This is a genomic window from Amycolatopsis camponoti (assembly GCF_902497555.1).
Lineage (GTDB): Bacteria > Actinomycetota > Actinomycetes > Mycobacteriales > Pseudonocardiaceae > Amycolatopsis > Amycolatopsis camponoti.
In genome coordinates, this window is record NZ_CABVGP010000001.1 from 2,915,293 (window position 1) to 2,934,472 (window position 19,180).

At 71.4% G+C, this 19,180-nt stretch carries 14 protein-coding genes; 10 read left to right on the forward strand and 4 right to left on the reverse strand.

Annotated features, from left to right (window positions below):
• Positions 1-100 precede the first annotated feature (100 nt).
• The 3 genes from AA23TX_RS13815 to AA23TX_RS13825 are packed head-to-tail and all read left to right on the forward strand — an operon-like array spanning position 101 to position 3,164.
• The gene (locus AA23TX_RS13815; RefSeq protein ID WP_155542924.1) at positions 101-853 is read left to right on the forward strand and encodes an SDR family oxidoreductase; all 753 of its coding nucleotides are present in this window, start codon (positions 101-103) and stop codon (positions 851-853) included.
• On the forward strand, positions 850-1,620 hold the full coding sequence (locus tag AA23TX_RS13820; RefSeq protein ID WP_155542925.1) for an SDR family NAD(P)-dependent oxidoreductase: 771 nt from the start codon (positions 850-852) through the stop codon (positions 1,618-1,620). The genes AA23TX_RS13815 and AA23TX_RS13820 overlap by 4 nt, the downstream gene beginning before the upstream one ends.
• On the forward strand, positions 1,617-3,164 hold the full coding sequence (locus AA23TX_RS13825) for an acyl-CoA carboxylase subunit beta (protein ID WP_155542926.1): 1,548 nt from the start codon (positions 1,617-1,619) through the stop codon (positions 3,162-3,164). Before AA23TX_RS13820 ends, AA23TX_RS13825 begins: the two co-directional genes overlap by 4 nt.
• A 23-nt stretch (positions 3,165-3,187) precedes the next feature.
• On the opposite strand, the gene AA23TX_RS13830 is transcribed toward AA23TX_RS13825, so the two are convergent.
• On the reverse strand, positions 3,188-3,712 hold the full coding sequence (locus tag AA23TX_RS13830) for a dihydrofolate reductase family protein (protein ID WP_155542927.1): 525 nt from the start codon (positions 3,710-3,712) through the stop codon (positions 3,188-3,190).
• Positions 3,713-3,902: 190 nt separating this feature from the next.
• Here AA23TX_RS13830 and AA23TX_RS13835 point away from each other — a divergent pair, with 190 nt between their 5' ends.
• Positions 3,903-6,560, forward strand: coding sequence for a lectin (locus tag AA23TX_RS13835; protein ID WP_230862482.1), 2,658 nt, complete (start codon positions 3,903-3,905; stop codon positions 6,558-6,560).
• A gap of 65 nt (positions 6,561-6,625) precedes the next feature.
• A complete protein-coding gene (locus tag AA23TX_RS13840; RefSeq protein ID WP_155542928.1) occupies positions 6,626-6,877 on the forward strand; it encodes a hypothetical protein in 252 nt (83 codons plus the stop codon).
• A gap of 71 nt (positions 6,878-6,948) precedes the next feature.
• Here AA23TX_RS13840 and AA23TX_RS13845 read toward each other — a convergent pair whose 3' ends face one another.
• Positions 6,949-7,746 (reverse strand): enoyl-CoA hydratase-related protein, encoded by a 798-nt coding sequence (locus AA23TX_RS13845; protein ID WP_155542929.1) that lies wholly within the window; start codon positions 7,744-7,746, stop codon positions 6,949-6,951.
• A 145-nt stretch (positions 7,747-7,891) separates the two neighbouring features.
• On the opposite strand from AA23TX_RS13845, the gene AA23TX_RS13850 reads away from it, so the two are divergent.
• Positions 7,892-10,921: a glycoside hydrolase family 2 TIM barrel-domain containing protein gene (locus AA23TX_RS13850; protein ID WP_155542930.1), complete on the forward strand. Its 3,030-nt coding sequence runs from the start codon at positions 7,892-7,894 to the stop codon at positions 10,919-10,921.
• Between the two features lie 3 nt (positions 10,922-10,924).
• On the opposite strand, the gene AA23TX_RS13855 is transcribed toward AA23TX_RS13850, so the two are convergent.
• A complete protein-coding gene (locus AA23TX_RS13855) occupies positions 10,925-11,728 on the reverse strand; it encodes a hypothetical protein (protein ID WP_155542931.1) in 804 nt (267 codons plus the stop codon).
• Between the two features lie 288 nt (positions 11,729-12,016).
• On the opposite strand from AA23TX_RS13855, the gene AA23TX_RS13860 reads away from it, so the two are divergent.
• The 4 genes from AA23TX_RS13860 to AA23TX_RS13875 are packed head-to-tail and all read left to right on the forward strand — an operon-like array spanning position 12,017 to position 17,502.
• On the forward strand, positions 12,017-13,669 hold the full coding sequence (locus tag AA23TX_RS13860) for an AMP-binding protein (RefSeq protein ID WP_155542932.1): 1,653 nt from the start codon (positions 12,017-12,019) through the stop codon (positions 13,667-13,669).
• Positions 13,669-14,637: a phosphotriesterase family protein gene (locus AA23TX_RS13865; protein ID WP_155542933.1), complete on the forward strand. Its 969-nt coding sequence runs from the start codon at positions 13,669-13,671 to the stop codon at positions 14,635-14,637. The genes AA23TX_RS13860 and AA23TX_RS13865 overlap by 1 nt, the downstream gene beginning before the upstream one ends.
• 43 nt (positions 14,638-14,680) lie before the next feature.
• Positions 14,681-15,304 (forward strand): TetR/AcrR family transcriptional regulator, encoded by a 624-nt coding sequence (locus tag AA23TX_RS13870; protein ID WP_155542934.1) that lies wholly within the window; start codon positions 14,681-14,683, stop codon positions 15,302-15,304.
• Positions 15,301-17,502, forward strand: coding sequence for a translocation/assembly module TamB domain-containing protein (locus AA23TX_RS13875; protein WP_155542935.1), 2,202 nt, complete (start codon positions 15,301-15,303; stop codon positions 17,500-17,502). Before AA23TX_RS13870 ends, AA23TX_RS13875 begins: the two co-directional genes overlap by 4 nt.
• On the opposite strand, the gene AA23TX_RS13880 is transcribed toward AA23TX_RS13875, so the two are convergent.
• Positions 17,499-18,386 carry an alpha/beta fold hydrolase gene (locus AA23TX_RS13880; protein WP_155542936.1) on the reverse strand — a complete coding sequence of 296 codons (888 nt, stop codon included), beginning with the start codon at positions 18,384-18,386 and terminating at the stop codon, positions 17,499-17,501. The genes AA23TX_RS13875 and AA23TX_RS13880 overlap by 4 nt on opposite strands.
• Between the last annotated feature and the right edge of the window lie 794 nt (positions 18,387-19,180).

The following is a 19,180-nucleotide window of genomic DNA, read 5'->3' on the forward strand; positions in this document are numbered from 1 at the left end:
CGTGGGTCGGCTTGAGAGGATGACTCCATCGCGCATAATGAGCACCTGACCGACCGCTTAGCATGTGCCGGGAACCACATCGCGAAGGAGACACACTGCCGTGAACTCGTTCAAGGATCGCGTCGCGATCGTCACCGGGGCCAGCCGGGGCATCGGCCTCGGGATCGCGAAGACGCTCGTCGAACGCGGGGCCAAGGTGTGCATCACCGCGCGCAAGCCCGAGGCCCTCGAAGAGGCCGTCAACGAGCTCGGCGGGCCCGACGTCGCCATGTTCGTGCCGGGCAAGGCCGACGACACCGACCACCAGGACGAGGCCGTCGCGAAGACGATCGAGACCTTCGGCCGGCTCGACTACCTGGTCAACAACACCGGCATCAACCCCGCCTACGGGCCCACCCTCGACATCGACCCCGCCGCCGCGGCGAAGATCCTCGGCGTCAACGTCCTCGCGCCGCTCGGCTGGACCAAGCGGGCCCGCGACGCGTGGATGGGGGAGCACGGCGGTGCCGTCGTCAACGTCGCCTCCGTCGCCGGCCTCGGCGCGTCGCCCGGCATCGGCATGTACGGCGTCAGCAAGGCCGCGCTGATCCGGCTGACCGTCGAGCTCGGCGCCGAGCTGGGGCCGAAGATCCGCGTCAACGCCGTCGCGCCCGCCGTCGTCAAGACGAAGTTCGCCACCGCGCTCTACGAAGGCCGTGAGGAAGAGGTGGCGGCGGCCTACCCGATGAAGCGCCTCGGCGTGCCGTCCGACATCGCCGGCGCCGTCGCGTTCCTGCTGTCCGACGACGCGGGCTGGATCACCGGCCAGACCATGGTGCTCGACGGCGGCGTGACCCTGGGCGGTGGCCTGTGACCGGCGTCGTCGTCACCGGGGGCGGCGGCGGCATCGGCGCCGCGCTGGCCCGTCGCTTCGCCGCCGAAGGCGCCCAGGTCGTCGTGGCCGACCTCGACGGTGACAAGGCCGCCGAAATCGCCGCCGAGATCAAGGGGACGGCCTTCGCGGGTGACGTCGCGAGCGTCGACGGCGTCGCGAAGCTGGTCGAGAGCGCGCGGGAAACCCTGGGCGAGATCGACGTCTTCTGCGCCAACGCGGGCATCGCGCCCTTCGGCGGTCCGGAAAGCCCCGAGGACGTCTGGGCGCGCACCTGGGAAGTCAACGTCATGGCGCACGTCCGGGCGGCCAACCTGCTGCTGCCCGCGTGGCTCGAGCGCGGCAAGGGCCACTTCATCGCGACGGTCTCCGCCGCCGGCCTGCTGACCAGCCTCGGCTCGGCGCCCTACTCGGTGACCAAGCACGGCGCGCTGGCGTTCGCCGAGTACCTGTCCGCGACCTACCGGCACCGCGGCCTCACCGTGCAGGCGATCTGCCCGCAGGGCGTGCGCACGGCGATGCTCGAGAGCACCGGCACCGCGGGCCAGCTGCTCATGGCCGCGTCGGCGATCGAGCCCGAGCAGGTGGCGGACGCCCTGTTCGCGGCCATCGAGTCGAACCGGTTCCTGGTGTTGCCGCACCCCGAGGTCGCGGACTACTACGCGGCCCGCGCGACGCAGACCGACCGCTGGCTCGGCGGCATGAACAAGCTGCAGCGCAAGGTCGAAACGGCCCTCGGAGCCGAATGAACTGGCAGCCGGAGGTCGACGAGATCGCCCGGCGGCGTGAGCTGGCCGAGCGCATGGGCGGACCGGAGAAGGTGGCCCGCCAGCACGCCGCCGGGCGGTCGACGGTCCGCGAGCGGATCGCCGCCCTCGCCGACCCCGGCAGCTTCGACGAGATCGGGGCGCTCGCCGGCACGGCGTCCTATGTGGACGGCTCGCTGGAGTCGTTCACCCCGGCCAACTTCGTCATCGGCACCGCCCGGCTGGACGGCCGCCGCGTGGCGATCGGCGGTGACGACTTCACCGTCCGCGGCGGCGCCGCCGACGCCGCGATCATGGAGAAGCAGGTCCACGCCGAGCGCCTGGCCAACGAGCTGGGCCTGCCGATGGTGCGGCTGATCGAGGGCACCGGGGGCGGCGGCAGCGTCAAGATGCTGGAGCAGCACGGGTTCACCTACGTCCCGGTCAACCCGGGCTGGGACCTCGTGGTGGACAACCTCTCGGCGGTGCCGGTGGTCGCGCTCTGCCTCGGCCCGGTCGCCGGGCTCGGGGCGGCGCGGGCGGTGATGTCCCACCTGAACGTCCTGGTCGAAGGCGCCGGGCAGCTGTTCGTCGCCGGGCCGCCGGTGGTGAAGCACGCGACGGGGGAGGACCTCACCAAGGAGGAGCTGGGCGGCGCCGACGTCCACCGGCGCAGTGGCGCGATCGACCGGATCGTGGAGTCGGAGGCCGAGGCTTTCGCGGTGGCGAAACAGTTCCTGTCCTACCTCCCGTCCTCTGTGGACTCGCTGCCGCCCGTCAGGTCCACCGCGGACCCGGTGGACCGGCGGGAGGAAGCCCTGCTGTCGCTGGTGCCGCGCAACCGGCGTCACCCGTACCGGTTGCGGCCGCTGCTCGACGGCGTCTTCGACGAGGGTTCGGTGTTCGACTACGCCGTGTCAGGTGGCTCGGCCTACGCGGGACTCGCCCGGCTGAACGGCCACCCGGTCGGCGTCCTGGCCACCGACCCGTACCGCGGCGCGACGCTGACCCCCGAGGGCGCCGACGTCATGACCCGGCTGGTCGACCTCTGCGAGACGTTCCACCTGCCGCTGGTGTCGCTGACCGACCAGGCGGGCATGGTGATCGGCGCGGCCGCCGAACGCGCGGGCGCGATCCGCCACGGTGCCCGTGCGGTGACCGCGGTCTACCAAGCGCGGGTCCCGATGGCCGAGGTGATCGTCCGGCGCGTGTTCGGCGTCGGCGGCGCGGGCCAGGTCAACCGCCACCGCCTGGTCCGCCGCTGGGCGTGGCCGTCCGGCGACTGGGGTTCGCTGCCGGTCGAAGGCGGCATCGAAGCGGCGTACCGCGCCGAACTCGACGCCGCCGACGACCGGGAGGCGCGGATCGAGGAGATCCGGGCCCGCCTGGACGCGGTGCGCTCGCCGTTCCGCACGGCGGAGCGGTTCTCGATCGAGGACGTCATCGACCCGCGCGAAACCCGCGCCCGGCTGTGCGACTGGGTGCCGGACGCCTACGCCGTGCTGCCGAAGCTGGTCGGCCGCCCGTCGTTCGGCATGCGCCCCTAGGGTCGTGAGTGAGAAACAGTGTTCTAACCCAGTTTCTCACTCACGACCCGGAACCAGTGCGGCCGCAGCTGTTCGAGGCCCACGGGCTTGCCGGGCCGGTCGAACATCCGGACGCCGTCCCCGAGCAGCACCGGTACCGGCAGCGCGAGGATCTCGTCGAGGACGCCGGCTTCGAGGCACTGCCGGGCGACGTCGGCGCCGAGGACGTTGACGTACTTCTCGCCCGCCGCCTCCTTCGCGGCCGCGACGGCTTCGACAAGGTTGTCGACGAAGGTCACCCCGGGCGCCGGCGGCGCGGGCCGGTGGGTGAGCACGAACTGCGGGCCCTCCCAGCCGCCGCCGAAGGCCTTGCCCTCGCCTTCGGTGCCGCGGTGCGGGTCGTCGCCGCCGAACGTCCGGCGGCCGACGAGCAGCGCGCCGATCTCCGGGATCAGCTCGTCGACCAGCGGGTCCGGGCCGAGGTACGGGGTCAGCCAGGACATGTCGCCGCCGGGGCCGGCGATGAAGCCGTCGATCGAGCAGCTGAAGCCGTAGAGCAGTTTCGCCATGGTGTCTCCTTTGGGCCGGTTCGCGGACTTCAGTACTGACGTCGGCGGCCGTGGAAAGTCATCGGCTTCACCCGGCCGTGTCCGGAACGCGACAGGATCACCACGGACCGTTGACAACGGTGTCAGCGCGCGAGGACCGTTCCGATTCGCAGCCTGAACTGCTTGTGCTCAACGGCGAAGGACAAGTGACATGGTCTTGCGTACCCTCCTGCGGCTTGCCGCCGCCACCGCCCTGGCATCGGCCGGGCTGATCCCCGTCCCCGCGTCCGCGGCGCAGCTGGTCACCGATCCGGCGTCGCTGGTCAACCCGTTCATCGGCACCTCCAACGCCGCCGACGACTTCCCCGGCGCGGACGTCCCGTTCGGCATGGTCCAGTGGAGTCCGGACACGCCCAGCCGTCCTGATGGCGGCGGGTACGAGTACAAGGACTCGTCCATCACCGGCTTCAGCCTGACGCACCTGTCGGGCCCGGGCTGCGGCGCCGACGGCGACGTCCCGATCCTGCCGACGGTCGGCGCGGTGAACACCGGCGCGAGCGTCTCCTTCAGCCACAGCAACGAATCCGCGAGCCCCGGCGCCTACTCGGTGAACCTCGGCAACGGCGTGAACACCGAGCTGACCGCGGCGCTGCGGTCCGGGATCGGCCGGTTCACGTTCCCGTCGACGTCCCAGGCGAACCTGCAGTTCAAGCTCAACGGCAGCCAGAACGGCACGTCGAACCAGACGTGGACGGTGGTCAGCCCGACCGAAGTGTCCGGTTCGGTCACGTCCGGGCACTTCTGCGGCGCCGGGTTCACCTACACGCTCTACTTCGACGTCGTCTTCGACCGGCCGTTCAGCTCCAGCGGCACGGTCGCGGCCGCCGCGGTCACCCCGAAGGCGTCGCCGGGCAAGCTGCACGGCAGCGCCGCCGCCGCACCGGCCGTCGCGGACGCCGGCCCGGGCAGCGCGTACGTCCGGTTCGACACGACGTCCAACCCGACGGTGCAGGCCAAGGTCGGCATCTCCTACGTCTCGACGGCCAACGCGGTCGCGAACCGCGCGGCCGACATCCCGGCGTTCGACTTCGCCGCGACCAAGCAGGCCGCGCACGACAGCTGGAACTCCCTGCTCGGCCGGATCCAGGTCGCCGGCGGCACCGCGGCGCAGCAGCGCGTCTTCTACACCGCGCTGTACCACTCGCTGTTGCACCCCAACGTGTTCTCCGACCGCAACGGCCAGTACATCGGGTTCGACAACCAGGTGCACACCGTCGCGAGTGGACACTCGGCGCACTACGCCAACTTCTCCGGCTGGGACATCTACCGCACGCAGGCGCAGCTCTCCGCCCTGCTGGCGCCCGCGCAGACCAGTGACATCGCGCAGTCGATGATCGCCGACTACGCCCAGGGCGGCGGGCTGCCCAAGTGGTCGCAGAACAACGGCGAGACGTACGTGATGGTCGGCGACCCCGGCACGGCGATCCTCGCGAGCTACTACGCCTTCGGAGCGCGGAACTTCGACACCGCGGCGGCGTTGCAGGCGATGCTGCACGAAGCGAGCGCGCTGAACAACGTCCGGCCGGGCCTCAACGCGACGAACGCCCCCGGGTACCTGCCGGCGAACGGCACCTACCAGTGCTGCAACTTCTACGGCCCGGTCTCGACGCAGCTGGAGTACGACACGGCGGACTTCGCGCTCTCGGCGTTCGCCGGGGCGCTGGGGGACACCGCGAACCAGGCGTTCTACGCCGGCCGCGCGCAGAACTGGAAGAACACCTTCGACACCGCCAGCGGGTTCATGCAGCCGAAGGACGCCAGTGGTGCCTGGACCGGCGGCTTCAACCCGGCGAGCGGCTCGAACTTCGTCGAGGGCACGTCGTGGCAGTACACCGGGATGGTGCCGTTCAACGTCGCGGGCCTCGCGGCGGCACGCGGCGGCAACGCGTCGCTGGTCAGCTACCTCGACAGCGTGCTGGCCGGGTTCCACGGCAGCGGCGGGTCGCAGGCCGACCTCGGCAACGAGCCGAGCCTGGAGCTGCCCTGGGAGTACGACTACGTCGGGCAGCCGTACAAGACGCAGAAGGTCGTCCGGCAGGTCCAGGACCAGATCTGGACCGACGCGCCGGGCGGGCTGGCCGGCAACGACGACCTCGGCGCGATGAGCGCGTGGTACGTGTTCTCGGCGCTGGGCTTCTACCCGATGACGCCGGGAACGGCGGACCTGGCGCTGGGCAGCCCGCTGTTCACGCAGGCGGTGGTGACGCTCCCGAGCGGTAACACGCTGACGGTGAACGCCCCGGCGGCGGCGGACAACGCGCCGTACGTCCAGAGCGCGTCCTGGAACGGCGCGGCCTGGAACAACGCGTACGCACCCACCTCGGCGCTCACGTCGGGCGGGACTCTCGCGTTCGCACTGGGGACGTCGGCGAACACGTCGTGGGCGGCGTCGAACCCGCCGCCGTCCTACGACGGGACGCTGCCGCACCTGGGCCCGCTGACGTCGGGGATCGCGGGCAAGTGCGCGGACGTGGCGCAGAGCGGCACCGCGAACGGGACGCACGCGCAGCTGTACACGTGCAACAGCACGGGGGCGCAGAAGTGGTTCGCGGGAGCGGACGGCACGTACCAGGCCCAGGGCGGCTGCCTCGACGTGAGCAACAGCGGCACGGCGAACGGCACGAAGGTCCAGCTCTGGCAGTGCAACGGATCCGGCGCCCAGACGTGGCAGGCGGGCACGGGCGGGGCGCTGGTGAACCCGCAGTCGGGCCGCTGCCTGGACGACCCGGGCAGCACGACGACGGACGGGACCCAGCTGCAGATCTACGACTGCAACCAGAGCGCGGCCCAGAAGTGGACCCACGGCTGACGCCGTCGTGAGTGAGAAACAGTGTTCTAACGCTGTTTCTCACTCACGACCCTTAAGCTGGCGCCATGAGCGACTCGACCCCCGCGGAGCTGGCCAGCACCCTGCAGAGCCAGGCCAGGAGCGCCGCCACGGCGGCCCTGCGCGAAGGGCTGGAGGACATCGAAACCCGGCACGGTCAGCACGTCGCCGACGAGGTGGCCGCCCTGATCGACGTCGACGGGGTGTTCGACGGCCTCACCGAGCGCGCGGCCCCGGCGCGCCGGGGCGAGCGTGACGACGACGGGGCGTGGGAGTTCAAGCCGCTGACCGGGTACTGACGGCGTCACGCGATCATCGACCGCGCGACGGGGCAGTCGGAGAGCGATCGCTGCCAAGCCAACCGGCGAACTCAACCCGCCGGATAGGGCGGAAACTCCGGTGCGCGACGTTCGTTCCAGCTGGCCAGCCCCTCGGCCAGCTCAGGACGCCCGAAAGACTCGATCATCAACCCCGTGGCCTCACGCGCCGCCTCCTCCAGCGACAGCGAAGCCTCCCGGGTGAACTGCTCCTTCATCACCGCCATCGAACGAGGCGCGCTGTACGTCGCCAGCTCGGTCGCGTACGCGTGGGTCCGCAACGGCAGCTCCTCCGCCGGGACCACCTCCTGGACCAGCCCGTAGTCGAAAGCCTGCTCCGCGGTGAACGTCCGCCCCGAAAGAAGCAGGTCGCGGGCCCGGCCCTCGCCCACCAGGGACGGCAGCAGCTTCGCGATCCCGTACTCCGCGATCAGTCCGCGGCGGGAGAACGCCGTCGTGAACTTCGCGCCCGCCGCGGCGAAGCGGACGTCCGCCGAGCACGCGATCACGAACCCCAGCCCCGCGCAGCCGCCGTTGATCGCCGCCACCACCGGGATTCCCACCGTCGACGCCGCCAGGACGTCGCGGAAGTTCTCATGCCCGCCTCCGGAGGCCGGGGGAGCGGCCGCGATGCCGTCGAGCAGCCCCAGGTCGGCACCCGGGCAGAACGCCTTGCCCTCGCCCGTGACGACGACCGCCCGCACCGACGGGTCCGCGTCCGCCTCGCGCAGCAGCCCGCCGTAGCGGGCCTGCATCGGGACGTCCATCGCGTTGCTGCGGTCCGGTTTGTCGAACGTCAGCGTGGCGACCGGGCCGTCCGCCGCGTACCGCACACCATCCACAATGGACACAGTTGCCTCCCGGGGCGAGTCGGTGACCATACTAAGCGGTCGCTTGGGTTATTGCCAGTTCGAAATTATCGAACCCTTTGGCTCGGGGGAAACCCTTGTGCGATAGTGCTTTCCGCCCGCGTCGCCGCCGGAAGGGACTGCTCCGATGCCGCACACCCCGAGCAGACGCCAGGTCCTGGGCGGTTTCGGCGCCGCCGTCGTCACCTCCGCGCTCGCGCCGGCCGCGAAGGCCGCCGAGCCGGGTCTCGGCCGGGCCACCGACCTGACCGACGGCTGGCGCTTCGTCCTCGCGAACCCCGACGGCGTCACCGCACCGGACGGCCCGTTCGCCGACCCCGCCTTCGACGACTCGAGCTGGCAACTCGTCGACGTCCCCCACGACTGGAGCATCGAGCTCCCGCCCGTCGAAAGCGGCACCTACGGCAGCTCCGGCTTCTTCCGCGGCGGCCTCGGCTGGTACCGCAAGGCGTTCACCCTGCCGCCCTCGCTCGCCGGCAAGCGGGTCTCGGTCGAGTTCGACGGCGTCTACTCGGACGCGCACGTCCACCTGAACGGCGAGCTGCTCGGCAACCACCCGTACGCCTACACCGGCTTCGCCTTCGACCTCACCGGCCGCCTGCACACCGACGGCCGGACCCCGAACGTCCTCGCCGTGCGGGCGGTGAACCCGCTGCCCAGCAGCCGCTGGTACGCCGGCAGCGGCATCTACCGCAAGGTCCGGCTGGTCGTCACCGAGCCGGTGCACGTCGCCCGGCACGGCACCTTCGTCACCACCCCCGACATCGCCGCCGGCCGCGGCACCGTCCGGGTGGCCACGGACGTCGTGAACGACTCCGGCGGGGCACTCGCGGCCGAGGTGCGCACCGCCGTCACCGACCCCGCGGGCCGCGTGGTGGCGAAGGGCTCCGCGACCGTGCCGGTGCCCGCGGGTAAGACCGTCACGGCGGTCACCACGCAGACCGTCGCCGGTCCGAAGCCGTGGTCGGTCGAGGAGCCCCGGCTCTACCGCGTGCGCACCGACGTCGTCGTGGCCGGGCGGGTGCTCGACACGACGACCACCGCCTTCGGCTTGCGCCACACCGAGTTCCACCCGGACCACGGGTTCTCGCTCAACGGCGTGCCGATGAAGCTGCGCGGGGTCAACCTGCACGCGAGCCAGGGCGCGCTCGGCGCTGTGATCGACGCCGCCGCGCTGGAGCGGCAGCTGCGGCTGATGCTCGCGATGGGCGTCAACGCCCTGCGGACCGCGCACAACCCGCCCGCCCCGGAACTGGTCGCGGCCTGCGACCGGCTCGGGATCCTGATGATGGTCGAGGCGTTCGACTGCTGGCGGACCGGGAAGGTCGAGTTCGACTACCACCGCGACTTCGACGCGTGGAGCGCGCGCGACATCGCCGAAATGGTGCACGCGGCCAAGAACTCGCCGTCGGTCGTGCTGTGGTCGATCGGCAACGAGGTGCCGGACGCGTCCATGGCCGGTGGCCCGGCCATCGCGGCGGACCTCGTCGAGACGGTCCGCGGGATCGATCCGACCCGGCCCGTCATCATGGGCTCGGACCGCTACCGGAGCGTGCCCGCGCCCGGTTCGCCCCAGGACCTGATCCTGCGGCAGCTCGACGGCCTCGGCGTCAACTACAACACCGCGCAGTCGATCGACGGGCTGCACGCGGCCTACCCGGACAAGTTCTTCTTCGAGTCCGAGTCGTCGTCGGAGACCTCGACGCGCGGGGCGTACCAGGACCCGGACCTGCTCAACACGGGGGAGAATCACACTCCGGGCAAGCGCGCGACCTCGTCGTACGACAACAACCTGGCCTCGTGGACGTTCAGCGGCGAGTACTCGCTGAAGAAGGACCGCGACCGGAAGTTCTGCCAGGGTCAGTTTCTCTGGGCCGGCCAGGACTACCTGGGCGAGCCGACGCCCTACGACGTCTTCCCGGTCAAGACGTCGTTCTTCGGCGCGGTCGACAGCGCGGGCCTGCCCAAAGACGCCTTCCACCTCTTCCGCAGCCAGTGGACCACCGCGCCGATGGTCCACCTGACGCCGATGGACTGGACGACCCACCGCCCCGGCGAGCCCGTCGCGGTGTGGGTCTACTCCACTGTGGACACCGTCGAGCTGGTCCTCAACGGACGGTCGCTCGGCGTCAAGAAGTTCGACCGGAAGACCACTGTGGACGGACGCTCGTACCTCGAGACGACCGAGCCCGTCGGCGACGACAAGAACGACCCCTCCGGCAGCTACACCAGCCCGAACGGCGGCGTCGGCAAGCTGCACCTGACGTGGACCGTGCCGTTCGAACCCGGCACGCTCACCGCGATCGCCCGCTCCGGCGGGCGCGAGGTGGCTCGCGACCGGCTCGTCACGGCCGGGCCGCCGCACGCCGTCACCCTCACCGCCGAGCCACGTGGCGACGGCGCGATGGCGTTCGTGACGGCGTCGGTCGTGGACTCCCGGGGTGTCGTCGTCCCCGGCGCGGAACCGGTGCTGCGGTTCGTCGTCCGCGGGCCGGGCCGCGTCGCCGGGGTGGACAACGGCAGGCAGGAGCTCGCGCAGAGCTACCAGCAGCCGACGATCCCGGTGTTCCACGGCCAGGCCGTCGCCGTCATCGCCGCGACCGGCGGCCGGGGCGCGATCACCGTGACGGCGAGCGCACCGGGCCTGGCACCGGGGACGACCACACTGCCGGGGACGAACCTCGGACAACGCAACGGTCCCGGCGCGCGAGCCGTGGAGCAGCCGGAGGTTCCGATCGTCCTCGCCGCCGACGCGAGCTATTCGGGTGCCCCCGACACGGTGCCCGCCGCGATGCTGGACGGCGACCCGGCCACCGGCTGGTCGAACCACTACGTCAAGCAGGCGACGGCGGCGCTGAAAGCGGTGAGCCGGCCGCGGCCGGAGGACTGGGTGTCTCTCGTCTGGCCGCGGCCGCAGCACTTCGGCACGCTCACGGCGAACTTCGTCGTGGACGCGACGCTGGTGCTGCCGGAGACCACCGAAGTCGCGTACCGGACGGCTCGCGGCTTCGAACCGGTGCGCGGCTTGAAGATCGCGTGGGGGACCGGGCCGAACGACCCGACGACGTTCTCGTTCGAGCCGGTCACCACCACGGAGGTCCGGATCACCCTGAAGACCCGGGGTTTCCTGCGGATCAGCGCACTGGTCGCCCGCTGACCGTCACAAGCCGCAGGGAGCGAGGGCGTCGAGGCCCTGCGGCTTGTCGGCGGTGCGGCCGATCGCCGTGGCGATGCGGTTGATCGTCGCGACGCGCTTGTCCTCCAGCGGGCCGAGGATGGCGTTCTGGACGAAGTTCGCGCCACCCTCGCCGGCGCTGGTGACGAGCCGGTTGTTCGCTTCGGTGATCTGCGTGTTCAGCAGGTCGAGGTTGCGCTGGACCTCGGCCTGGGCCGACGCCGGGATCGCGGGGAGCTGCGAGGCGACGTCGGGGCAGGAGATCTGCCCGGCGGTGCCACCCGTGTTCCCGGTGTTTCCCGTGCCTTGCGCCGGCGCGGTCGAGGCGGTGACCGTGCCGGTGTTCGCCTGCCCGCCGAGCGAGCACGCGGCGAGCCCGCCGAGGTTCTGCGGCTTCTCGCCCTGGCGGCCGATGGCGATGGCGATCCGGTCGATCGTGGACGCGCGTTTGTCCTTGAGCGGGCCGAGGATGGCGTTCTGCACGAAGTTCGGGCCGCCCTGACCGGTCGTGCTGACCAGCCGGTTGTTGGCTTCGGTGATCTGCGTGTTCAGCAGGTCGAGGTTGCGCTGGACCTCGGCCTGGGCCTGAGCGGGAATCGCGGGGAGTCGCGAGGCGACGTCGGGGCAGGTGATCTGTCCGCTCGAAGCGGCGCCGGCCGCGTTGGCGGCGCCCGGGTCGCCGACGGTCGTCGCGATCACCAGCGCTCCGGCCGCGATCCCGAGGCCGAGGGCCGCCGTCGCGATCTTCGTCCGGCGCGAGAGACGGTGTCGTCCACCGGTAGCAGGCATGAATCACTCCAAGTTAGCGTGAACATAGAGGGTCCACACGGGCAGCGCGCGGTTGTTCCGAATGGTGCGGCCGAGCCGGCCGCGGATGTCATCGTGGCGGCTCCACCAGGGATTTGTCCAGAGTGAAGCGAGAAAAGGAGAGAAGCTGAACCAATTCGAACCGGCGTCCGTATTCAGTGGTGAAACGCGGCTTCTGCATTTTCACGGCGGAGCCGGGTCTTGACGCGGACCGCCACGGCCTCCTAGCGTCGGCATACCGACCGGTCGGTGTCCAAAGGAGGTCACTGGATGAGCTGGTACGACGCGAAGCCCTGGCTCGCGAGCTACGACGAACGGGTGCGGGACGCGGAACCGGCGAAGCCGACGACGCTGCCCGAGTCCTTCCGCCGGGCGGTGGACCACGTCCCCGACCGGGCCGCGATCGCCTACTTCGACGCGCGGCTGACCTACCGCGAGGTCGACGAGCTCTCCGACGGCGTCGCCCGGTACCTCACGGAGCACGGCTTCGCCCGCGGCGACCGGCTCGCCCTGGTGCTGCAGAACATCCCGCAGTTCGTCATCGCCCTGCTCGGCGCGTGGAAGGCCGGCGGGATCGTGGTGCCGGTCAACCCGATGTACCGCGAGCGCGAGCTGACCCACGTCTTCACCGACGCCGGCGTCAAGGCGGTCGTCTGCTCGCAGCGCGGCTGGAACGCCTACATCGGCAAGACCGCGGGCGACAACGGCGTCGGCATCGCCCTCACCACCAGCGAGCTGGAGTTCCAGACGCGCGACGACGAACGCGTGCTGGGCAAGGTCACCCGCGAAGAGACCCCGGGCGCCACCGAGCTCCTCGAAGCCGCCGCCACCCCGGGCCCGAAGCCGCCCGAACCCGCCTTCGCCCTCGACGACACCGCGCTGATCAGCTACACCTCCGGCACGAGCGGTACGCCCAAGGGCGCCACCAACACCCACGGCAACATCGGCATCAACGCCGCCGGCCTGGGCTCGTTCAGCGGTCTCCCCGAGGGCTCGACGCTCTTCGGGCTCGCGCCGCTGTTCCACATCACCGGCATGGTCTGCGAAGTCGGCTCGGCGATCGACATCGGCGGCACGCTCGCCCTCGCCTACCGCTTCGACGCGGGGGTCGTGCTCGACGCCTTCCTCGAGCACCGGCCGTCGTACACGGTCGGGCCGTCCACGGCCTACATGGCGCTGATGGCCCACCCGTCCTTCAGCCGGGACCACTTCGAGTCGTTCGCGCTGCTCTACTCCGGCGGTGCCGCACTGCCACCCGCCGTCGTCGAGGCGTTCCGCGCGAAGACCGGCCACTACATCCACAACGGCTACGGCCTCACTGAGACGACAGCCGGCTGCGTCGTCGTCCCCGGCACCCTCGAAGCGCCGATCGACCCGGAGTCCGGCACGATCTCGATCGGCCTGCCGGTGCCGGACACGATCGTCCGGATCCTCGGCGAGAACGGCGAAGAGCTGCCGTTCGGGCAGCCGGGCGAGATCGCCGTCGAGGGCCCGATGGTCGTCTCCGGCTACTGGAACCGCCCGGACGCGACGGCCGAGGCGCTGCCCGGCGGCCGGCTGCTCACCGGCGACATCGGGTTCATGGACGAGTGCGGCTGGGTCTACGTCGTCGACCGCAAGAAGGACATGATCAACGCGTCCGGCTTCAAGGTCTGGCCGCGCGAGGTCGAAGACGTCCTCTACACGCACCCGGCCGTCCGCGAGGCCGCCGTCGTCGGGATCGCCGACGAGTACCGCGGCGAGACGGTCAAGGCGTACGTCAGTCCCGCGCCCGGCGTGACCGCCGACCCGGCGGAGCTGGTGGCCTGGTGCAAGGAACGGCTCGCCGCCTACAAGTACCCGCGCACCATCGAAGTCCTCGACGAGCTGCCGAAGACCACCAGCGGCAAGATCCTGCGCCGCGAACTGCGAGCGAGGGGCTGATGGTCGAAACCGTTCGCGGTGCGATCGCGCCGGAAGCCCTGGGCCGGGTGCTGATGCACGAGCACCTCTTCGTGCTGAGCCCCGAATTCGCCGTCAACTACCCCGAGCACGAGGGGTTCAAGGAGGACGAACACGTCCCCGAGGCGATCCGGCGGCTCAAGGAGCTGAAGGACGCCGGAATCGACACGATCGTCGACCCGACGGTGATCGGCCTGGGCCGCTACATCCCGCGCGTGCAGCGGGTCGCCGCCGAGGTCGAGGTCAACATCGTCGTCGCCACCGGGCTCTACACCTACAACGACGTGCCGCACTACCTGCACTTCCGCGGGCCCGGCACGATGCTGCAGGGCGAGGACCCGCTCGTCGGGATGTTCGTCGGGGACATCCGCGAGGGCATCTCGGGCACCGGCGTCAAGGCGGGGCTGCTCAAGTGCGCCACCGACGAACCGGGTGTGACCCCGGGCGTCGAGCGCGTGCTGCGCGCGGTGGCGAAGGCCCACGTCGAGACCGGCGCGCCGATCATGACGCACACGCACGCCGGCACGAAGCGCGGGCTGGAGCAGCAGGCGATCTTCGAAGACGAGGGCGTCGACCTGAGCCGCGTGCTGGTCGGGCACTCCGGCGACTCGACCGACCTGGGCTACCTGACCGAGCTGGCCGACCGCGGGTCGCTGCTCGGCATGGACCGCTTCGGGCTCGACCTGCTGCTGCCGTTCGAGGAACGGGTGAACACCGTCGCGGCGCTGTGCGAACGCGGCTACGCGGGCAGCATGGTGCTCTCGCACGACGCGTCGTGCTACATCGACTGGCTGCCGGAGGACCAGCTGCCCGTGTTGACGCCGAACTGGCACTACCTGCACATCACGCGGGACGTGCTGCCCGCGCTGCGGGAGCGCGGGGTGTCCGAAACGGACATCACGACCATGCTCGTGGACAATCCGCGGCGGTTCCTGTCCTGGCGGGACTGAGCCGTTATCCTGATGCGTCCTGATTCGAGAGGGGGTACTTGCCGTGACCCGAGCAAGCACCCGTAAGCCGGGTGAGGCGGGCGGTGACGACCAGGCCGCCGTGCCGCGCCGGCTGCTGGAGCACGCCACGAAGCTGTTCGCCAAGAAGGGCTTCGACCGCACGTCCGTGCAGGAGATCGTCGAAGCCGCGGGCGTCACCAAGGGCGCGATGTACCACTACTTCGGCTCGAAGGACGACCTCCTCTACGAGATCTACGCCCGCGTCCTGCGCGAGCAGACCCGCCAGCTGGAGAGCGTCGCCTCGTCGAGCGCGCCGCTGCGCGAACGCCTCGCCGCGGCCGCGTCCGACGTCGTCGTGTCCAGCATCGACAACCTCGACGACAACACGATCTTCCTGCAGTCGATGCACCAGCTGTCGCCGGACAAGCAGAAGGCGGTGCGCGCCGAGCGCCGCAAGTACCACGAGCGCTTCCGCGGCCTGGTCGAGGAAGGCCAGGAATCGGGCGAGTTCCGCACGGACAAGCCGGCCGACGTCGTCGTCGACTTCTTCTTCGGCTCGGTCCACCACCTCGGGTCGTGGTACCGCCGCGGCGGGACGTTGTCGGCGCGCCAGGTCGGCGACCACTACGCGGACCTGCTGCTGGACGCCTTGCGGCCACCCGGGTGACGCTGCCCGTCCTCGACAAGCTGACCGGAGCGGAGCGAGAGCTGGTCGACGCGGCCCGTCGCGGCGACGCTTGCGTGACCGACGCCCCGGTGCGGGCCGTGGTGCTGCGCGAGCTGCTGCTCGGCCTCCGCGGCCCGGTGGACCCTCGCGGGGTACGGCTCGGGGGCGCCCGGATCGCCGGGACGCTGAACCTCGACCACGTCGAAGCGGGCACCGGCCTCGCGCTCGTCGAGTGCGTGCTCGTGAACGCGATCAGCGCGCGACACGCCCGGCTCCCGTGGCTCGACCTGGCCGGCAGCCGGATCGCCGGACTCGACGGCACCGCCGTCCGGATCGGCCACGACCTCGACCTGACCGGAGTCCGCGCGACCGGCTCCGGGGACTTCGGCGTGATCTGCCTGCGGGACGCCCGGATCGACGGCCTCGCCGTCTTCGCCCGCGCGGAGATCCACAGCGGCGACGGCCCCGCCCTGTACCTCGACGACCTCGAATGCCGGGCCGTCAAAGGCATCGGCCTGCGGGCGACCGGTGCCGGCGACAGCGGCGCGATCCGCCTGCTCGGGGCGCACGTGTCCCGAGAGGTCTTCCTGGGCGAAGCGGTGCTCGCCAACGAATCCGGGCCCGCGGTGCACGCCGACAGCGCGGTGGTCGACGGCGACCTGAACCTGGCCGGCGCCACGGTGACCGGCGCGCTCCGCCTGCTCGGGGCCCGGGTCGGCGGCCAGCTCGACCTCGGCGACGCCACGCTCGTGAACGACAGCGGCCCGGCCGTCGGCGCCGACCGCCTCCGGGCCGGCGGCCTGTACGCGACCGGGGTCGCTGTGACCGGGGCGTTCTCGCTGCTCGGCGCCCGGATCGAGGGGCAGGTCAACCTCGGCGGCGCGGTGCTCGCCCACCCCGGCGGCCGCGCGCTGAGCGCCGACAACGCCCGGATCGAAGGCAGCGTCCACGCCATCGGGCTGCGGGCGAGTGGAACGCTCAGCCTGATGGGCACCCAGGTGAGCGGTGAGCTCTACCTGACGGACGCCGAACTCGCCGGCGCCACCGGAGTGGCGTTGAGCGGCGACCGGCTCCGGGTGGACGGCGGCCTGCGCCTGACCAGGCTGACGGCGACCGGCACGGTCGACCTCGACGGCGCGCGCGTCGGTGGCCACGCGAACTTCGCAGGCGCCCGGGTCACCTCGGATGCCGGCCCTGCGCTGGACGCCGACGACCTGCACGTCGACGGTCCCCTGGACCTCGACGACGTGCGGCTGACCGGTGCGGGCCCCCGGGGTGCACTCGCCCTGAACCGCGCCGAGGTCGCCGGCCGGCTCGCTCTCGACAGCGCCGTACTCGCGAACGAGACCGGGCCCGCGCTGGTCGCCGAAGGGTGCCGAGTCCGGGAAAACGTGTGGTTGACCGAGCTACGGGCGGCCGGGACCGGCGAACCCGCCACGGTCAGCCTGCTGGGCGTCCGGATCGCGGGGCAGCTGAGCTTCACCGGCGCGGAGATCGTTTCCACCGATACCCTCGTGAGCCTCGAAGACGCCGTGGTCGACGGGCCGGTCTTGCTGCCCGCCTCGCTGCTCTCCGGCGGCTTGGCGGACCTCGACGGCTTCCGGTTCGGTTCGCTCGGTGACGTCACCTGGCGCGAGTGGCTGGACGTGATCCGCTCGCACACCGCCGCCTACCGGCCGGGGCCGTACCAGCGGCTGGCCGCGTCGGAACGAGCCGCCGGGCACGACGGCAACGCGCGCCAGATCCTCATCGCCCAGCAACGGGACCTGCAGCGGCGATCCCCCGAAGCGATCGGCGGCTGGCCGGCCCGGCGGTTCCACTGGCTGTGGGGCGCGTTGGCCGGGTACGGCTACCGGGCCCGCCGGACGGCGGCCGCGTTGCTGCTCGCCGTGGTCGCCGCCGGGGGACTGGGGCTCTGGGCCGGGCACGTCGGCGACGGGCGGCACCACGCTGCCGAGCGGACCGCGGACCTGACGGCCGCCGCCGGGACGCCGTGTACGACCGTGGAGCTGATCGGCGTCGGCCTGGATCGCGGGCTGCCGCTGTCGCCGGGGGTGCGCGGGCGGTGCGACCTCAACACCGGGATCACCGCGGGACAGGTCTTCACGGTGGCGATCTGGCTGGTGCAGGCCGCGATCTGGGCACTGGCCACGCTGGCGCTGGTCGGCTACACGGGGCTGGTCCGCAAGACCGGCTAGTGCTCCCGGAGGTGGTCCAGGAGGTGGGCGCTGACCTCGTCAGGGGCTTCCATCGCCATCCACTGGCTCGCGCCCTCGACGATCTGGAAGCGGTACTCCGCGTCGATGTGGTGGACCGTCAGCTCCGCGGCGCTCTGGCCGAGGTACGGGTCCTCGCTGCCCCACAGGTAGAGGGTCGGGACGGTGATGCGGCCGGCCGGGACGTCGAATACGTCGTTCGTCGCGCCGCGGTACCAATTCAGCGTCGCGGTCAGCGCGCCCGGTTCGGAAAGGCGGGCGACGGCGCTCTCGACGAATTCGGCCGGAATCCGCCGGTTGTAGACAGCGCGTAATTGCGCGGCTTCGTCGCGTAAGAGGAATTTCTCGGCTTTGCCGACGCCACGGCGGAAGAAGCGGATGTAGCCGAGGTCGTGGAACTGCCCGTCGTCGGTGGCGGCCGCGCGCTGCAGCGCCGACGGGTGCGGGGTGGAGAGCACGGTCAGCGACCGCAACCGGCTGGGATGAGCGGTGGCGAGCGCCCAGGCGACCATGCCGCCCCAGTCGCGCGCGACCAGGTGGAACCGGTCGGCGCCCTGGCTGTCGGCGAAGGCGAGGGCGTCGCCGACCAGGTGCTCGATCGAGTAGTGCTCGACACCGTCCGGACGCGCCTGCCGGGCGTACCCGCGCTGGTCGACGGCGATGGCGCGGTAGCCGGCCTCGCCGAGGGCGTGCAGCTGCTCGGTCCAGGCGTCGGCGAATTCGGGCCAGCCGTGCAGCAACAGGACCAGTTCGCCCGCTTCGGGCCCGGCCGCGAGGGCGCTGTGCCGATGACCGCCGACAACGACGGTCAATTCCTCCAAGGCGGCGGCCATACCGGCATCCGTCGGCGCGACGGCGAATTCCATGGCGCCCAGGCTAGATCGCGACGGGTGGGGAGAACCATGGGAAGAAGGGCATTTTTGCCTCCCTTTTGCGCTGGGGGTGTCCTGGCTCACAGAATTTTCGCTCAGATGAGCGAAAATGCGAGAAAAACTGAATAGTATTCACGAAATCGGGGGTTGATGCGCCCGGCGTGGGAGGCCGGTGGGTGGTGCGCCTCGGGTTCGCGGCCGGGTGGGTTTCACCTGTTCGGCGAGGTGACCTGCCCCAGCCGGGTCGGGCTCGCCGTTGCGTGGCGCCGTGCATGATCGGAGTGGTGCGGCCGGTCGGATGTCCGCTGGTGCGGGGTGGGCCGAGCGGCGGGTGGATTGCTGGTGAGGCGCACTCGCGACCGGGGTGGCGCTGTCGAGGCGGATGCTCGCTGGTCCGTGGATTGCGGCGAGGCGGCCTGGGAGGATGCTCGCTGGTCCGCTCATCCGGTCCACCGCCGCAAACCCCGGCGATCTCCCGGCCCCAGCCCCACCGAACCGGGTTTTACCCGGCTTCAGCCGCCGCCCGGCACCATCGGATCGTCAGGCGGCCGGCCGTGGGAACCGGGGGCCACGGCGCGGGGGGTGCCAGTGGACGGCGGCCGTCCGACATCGGAGACCCGCCGAACGGGTCGTCCGCGGCCGGGGCGGCGTGGTCTGCCATGGCGGGCCGGCCGGCGAACCGGACGCCACCCGTCGAACGTCGGCCTCCGCCTGAAGCCTGGCGTTCGGTGCGTCAAGCCCCCCAACGCCTCCGCGGGGGTGCTGCCGCCCGGCAGCACCCCCGCGGA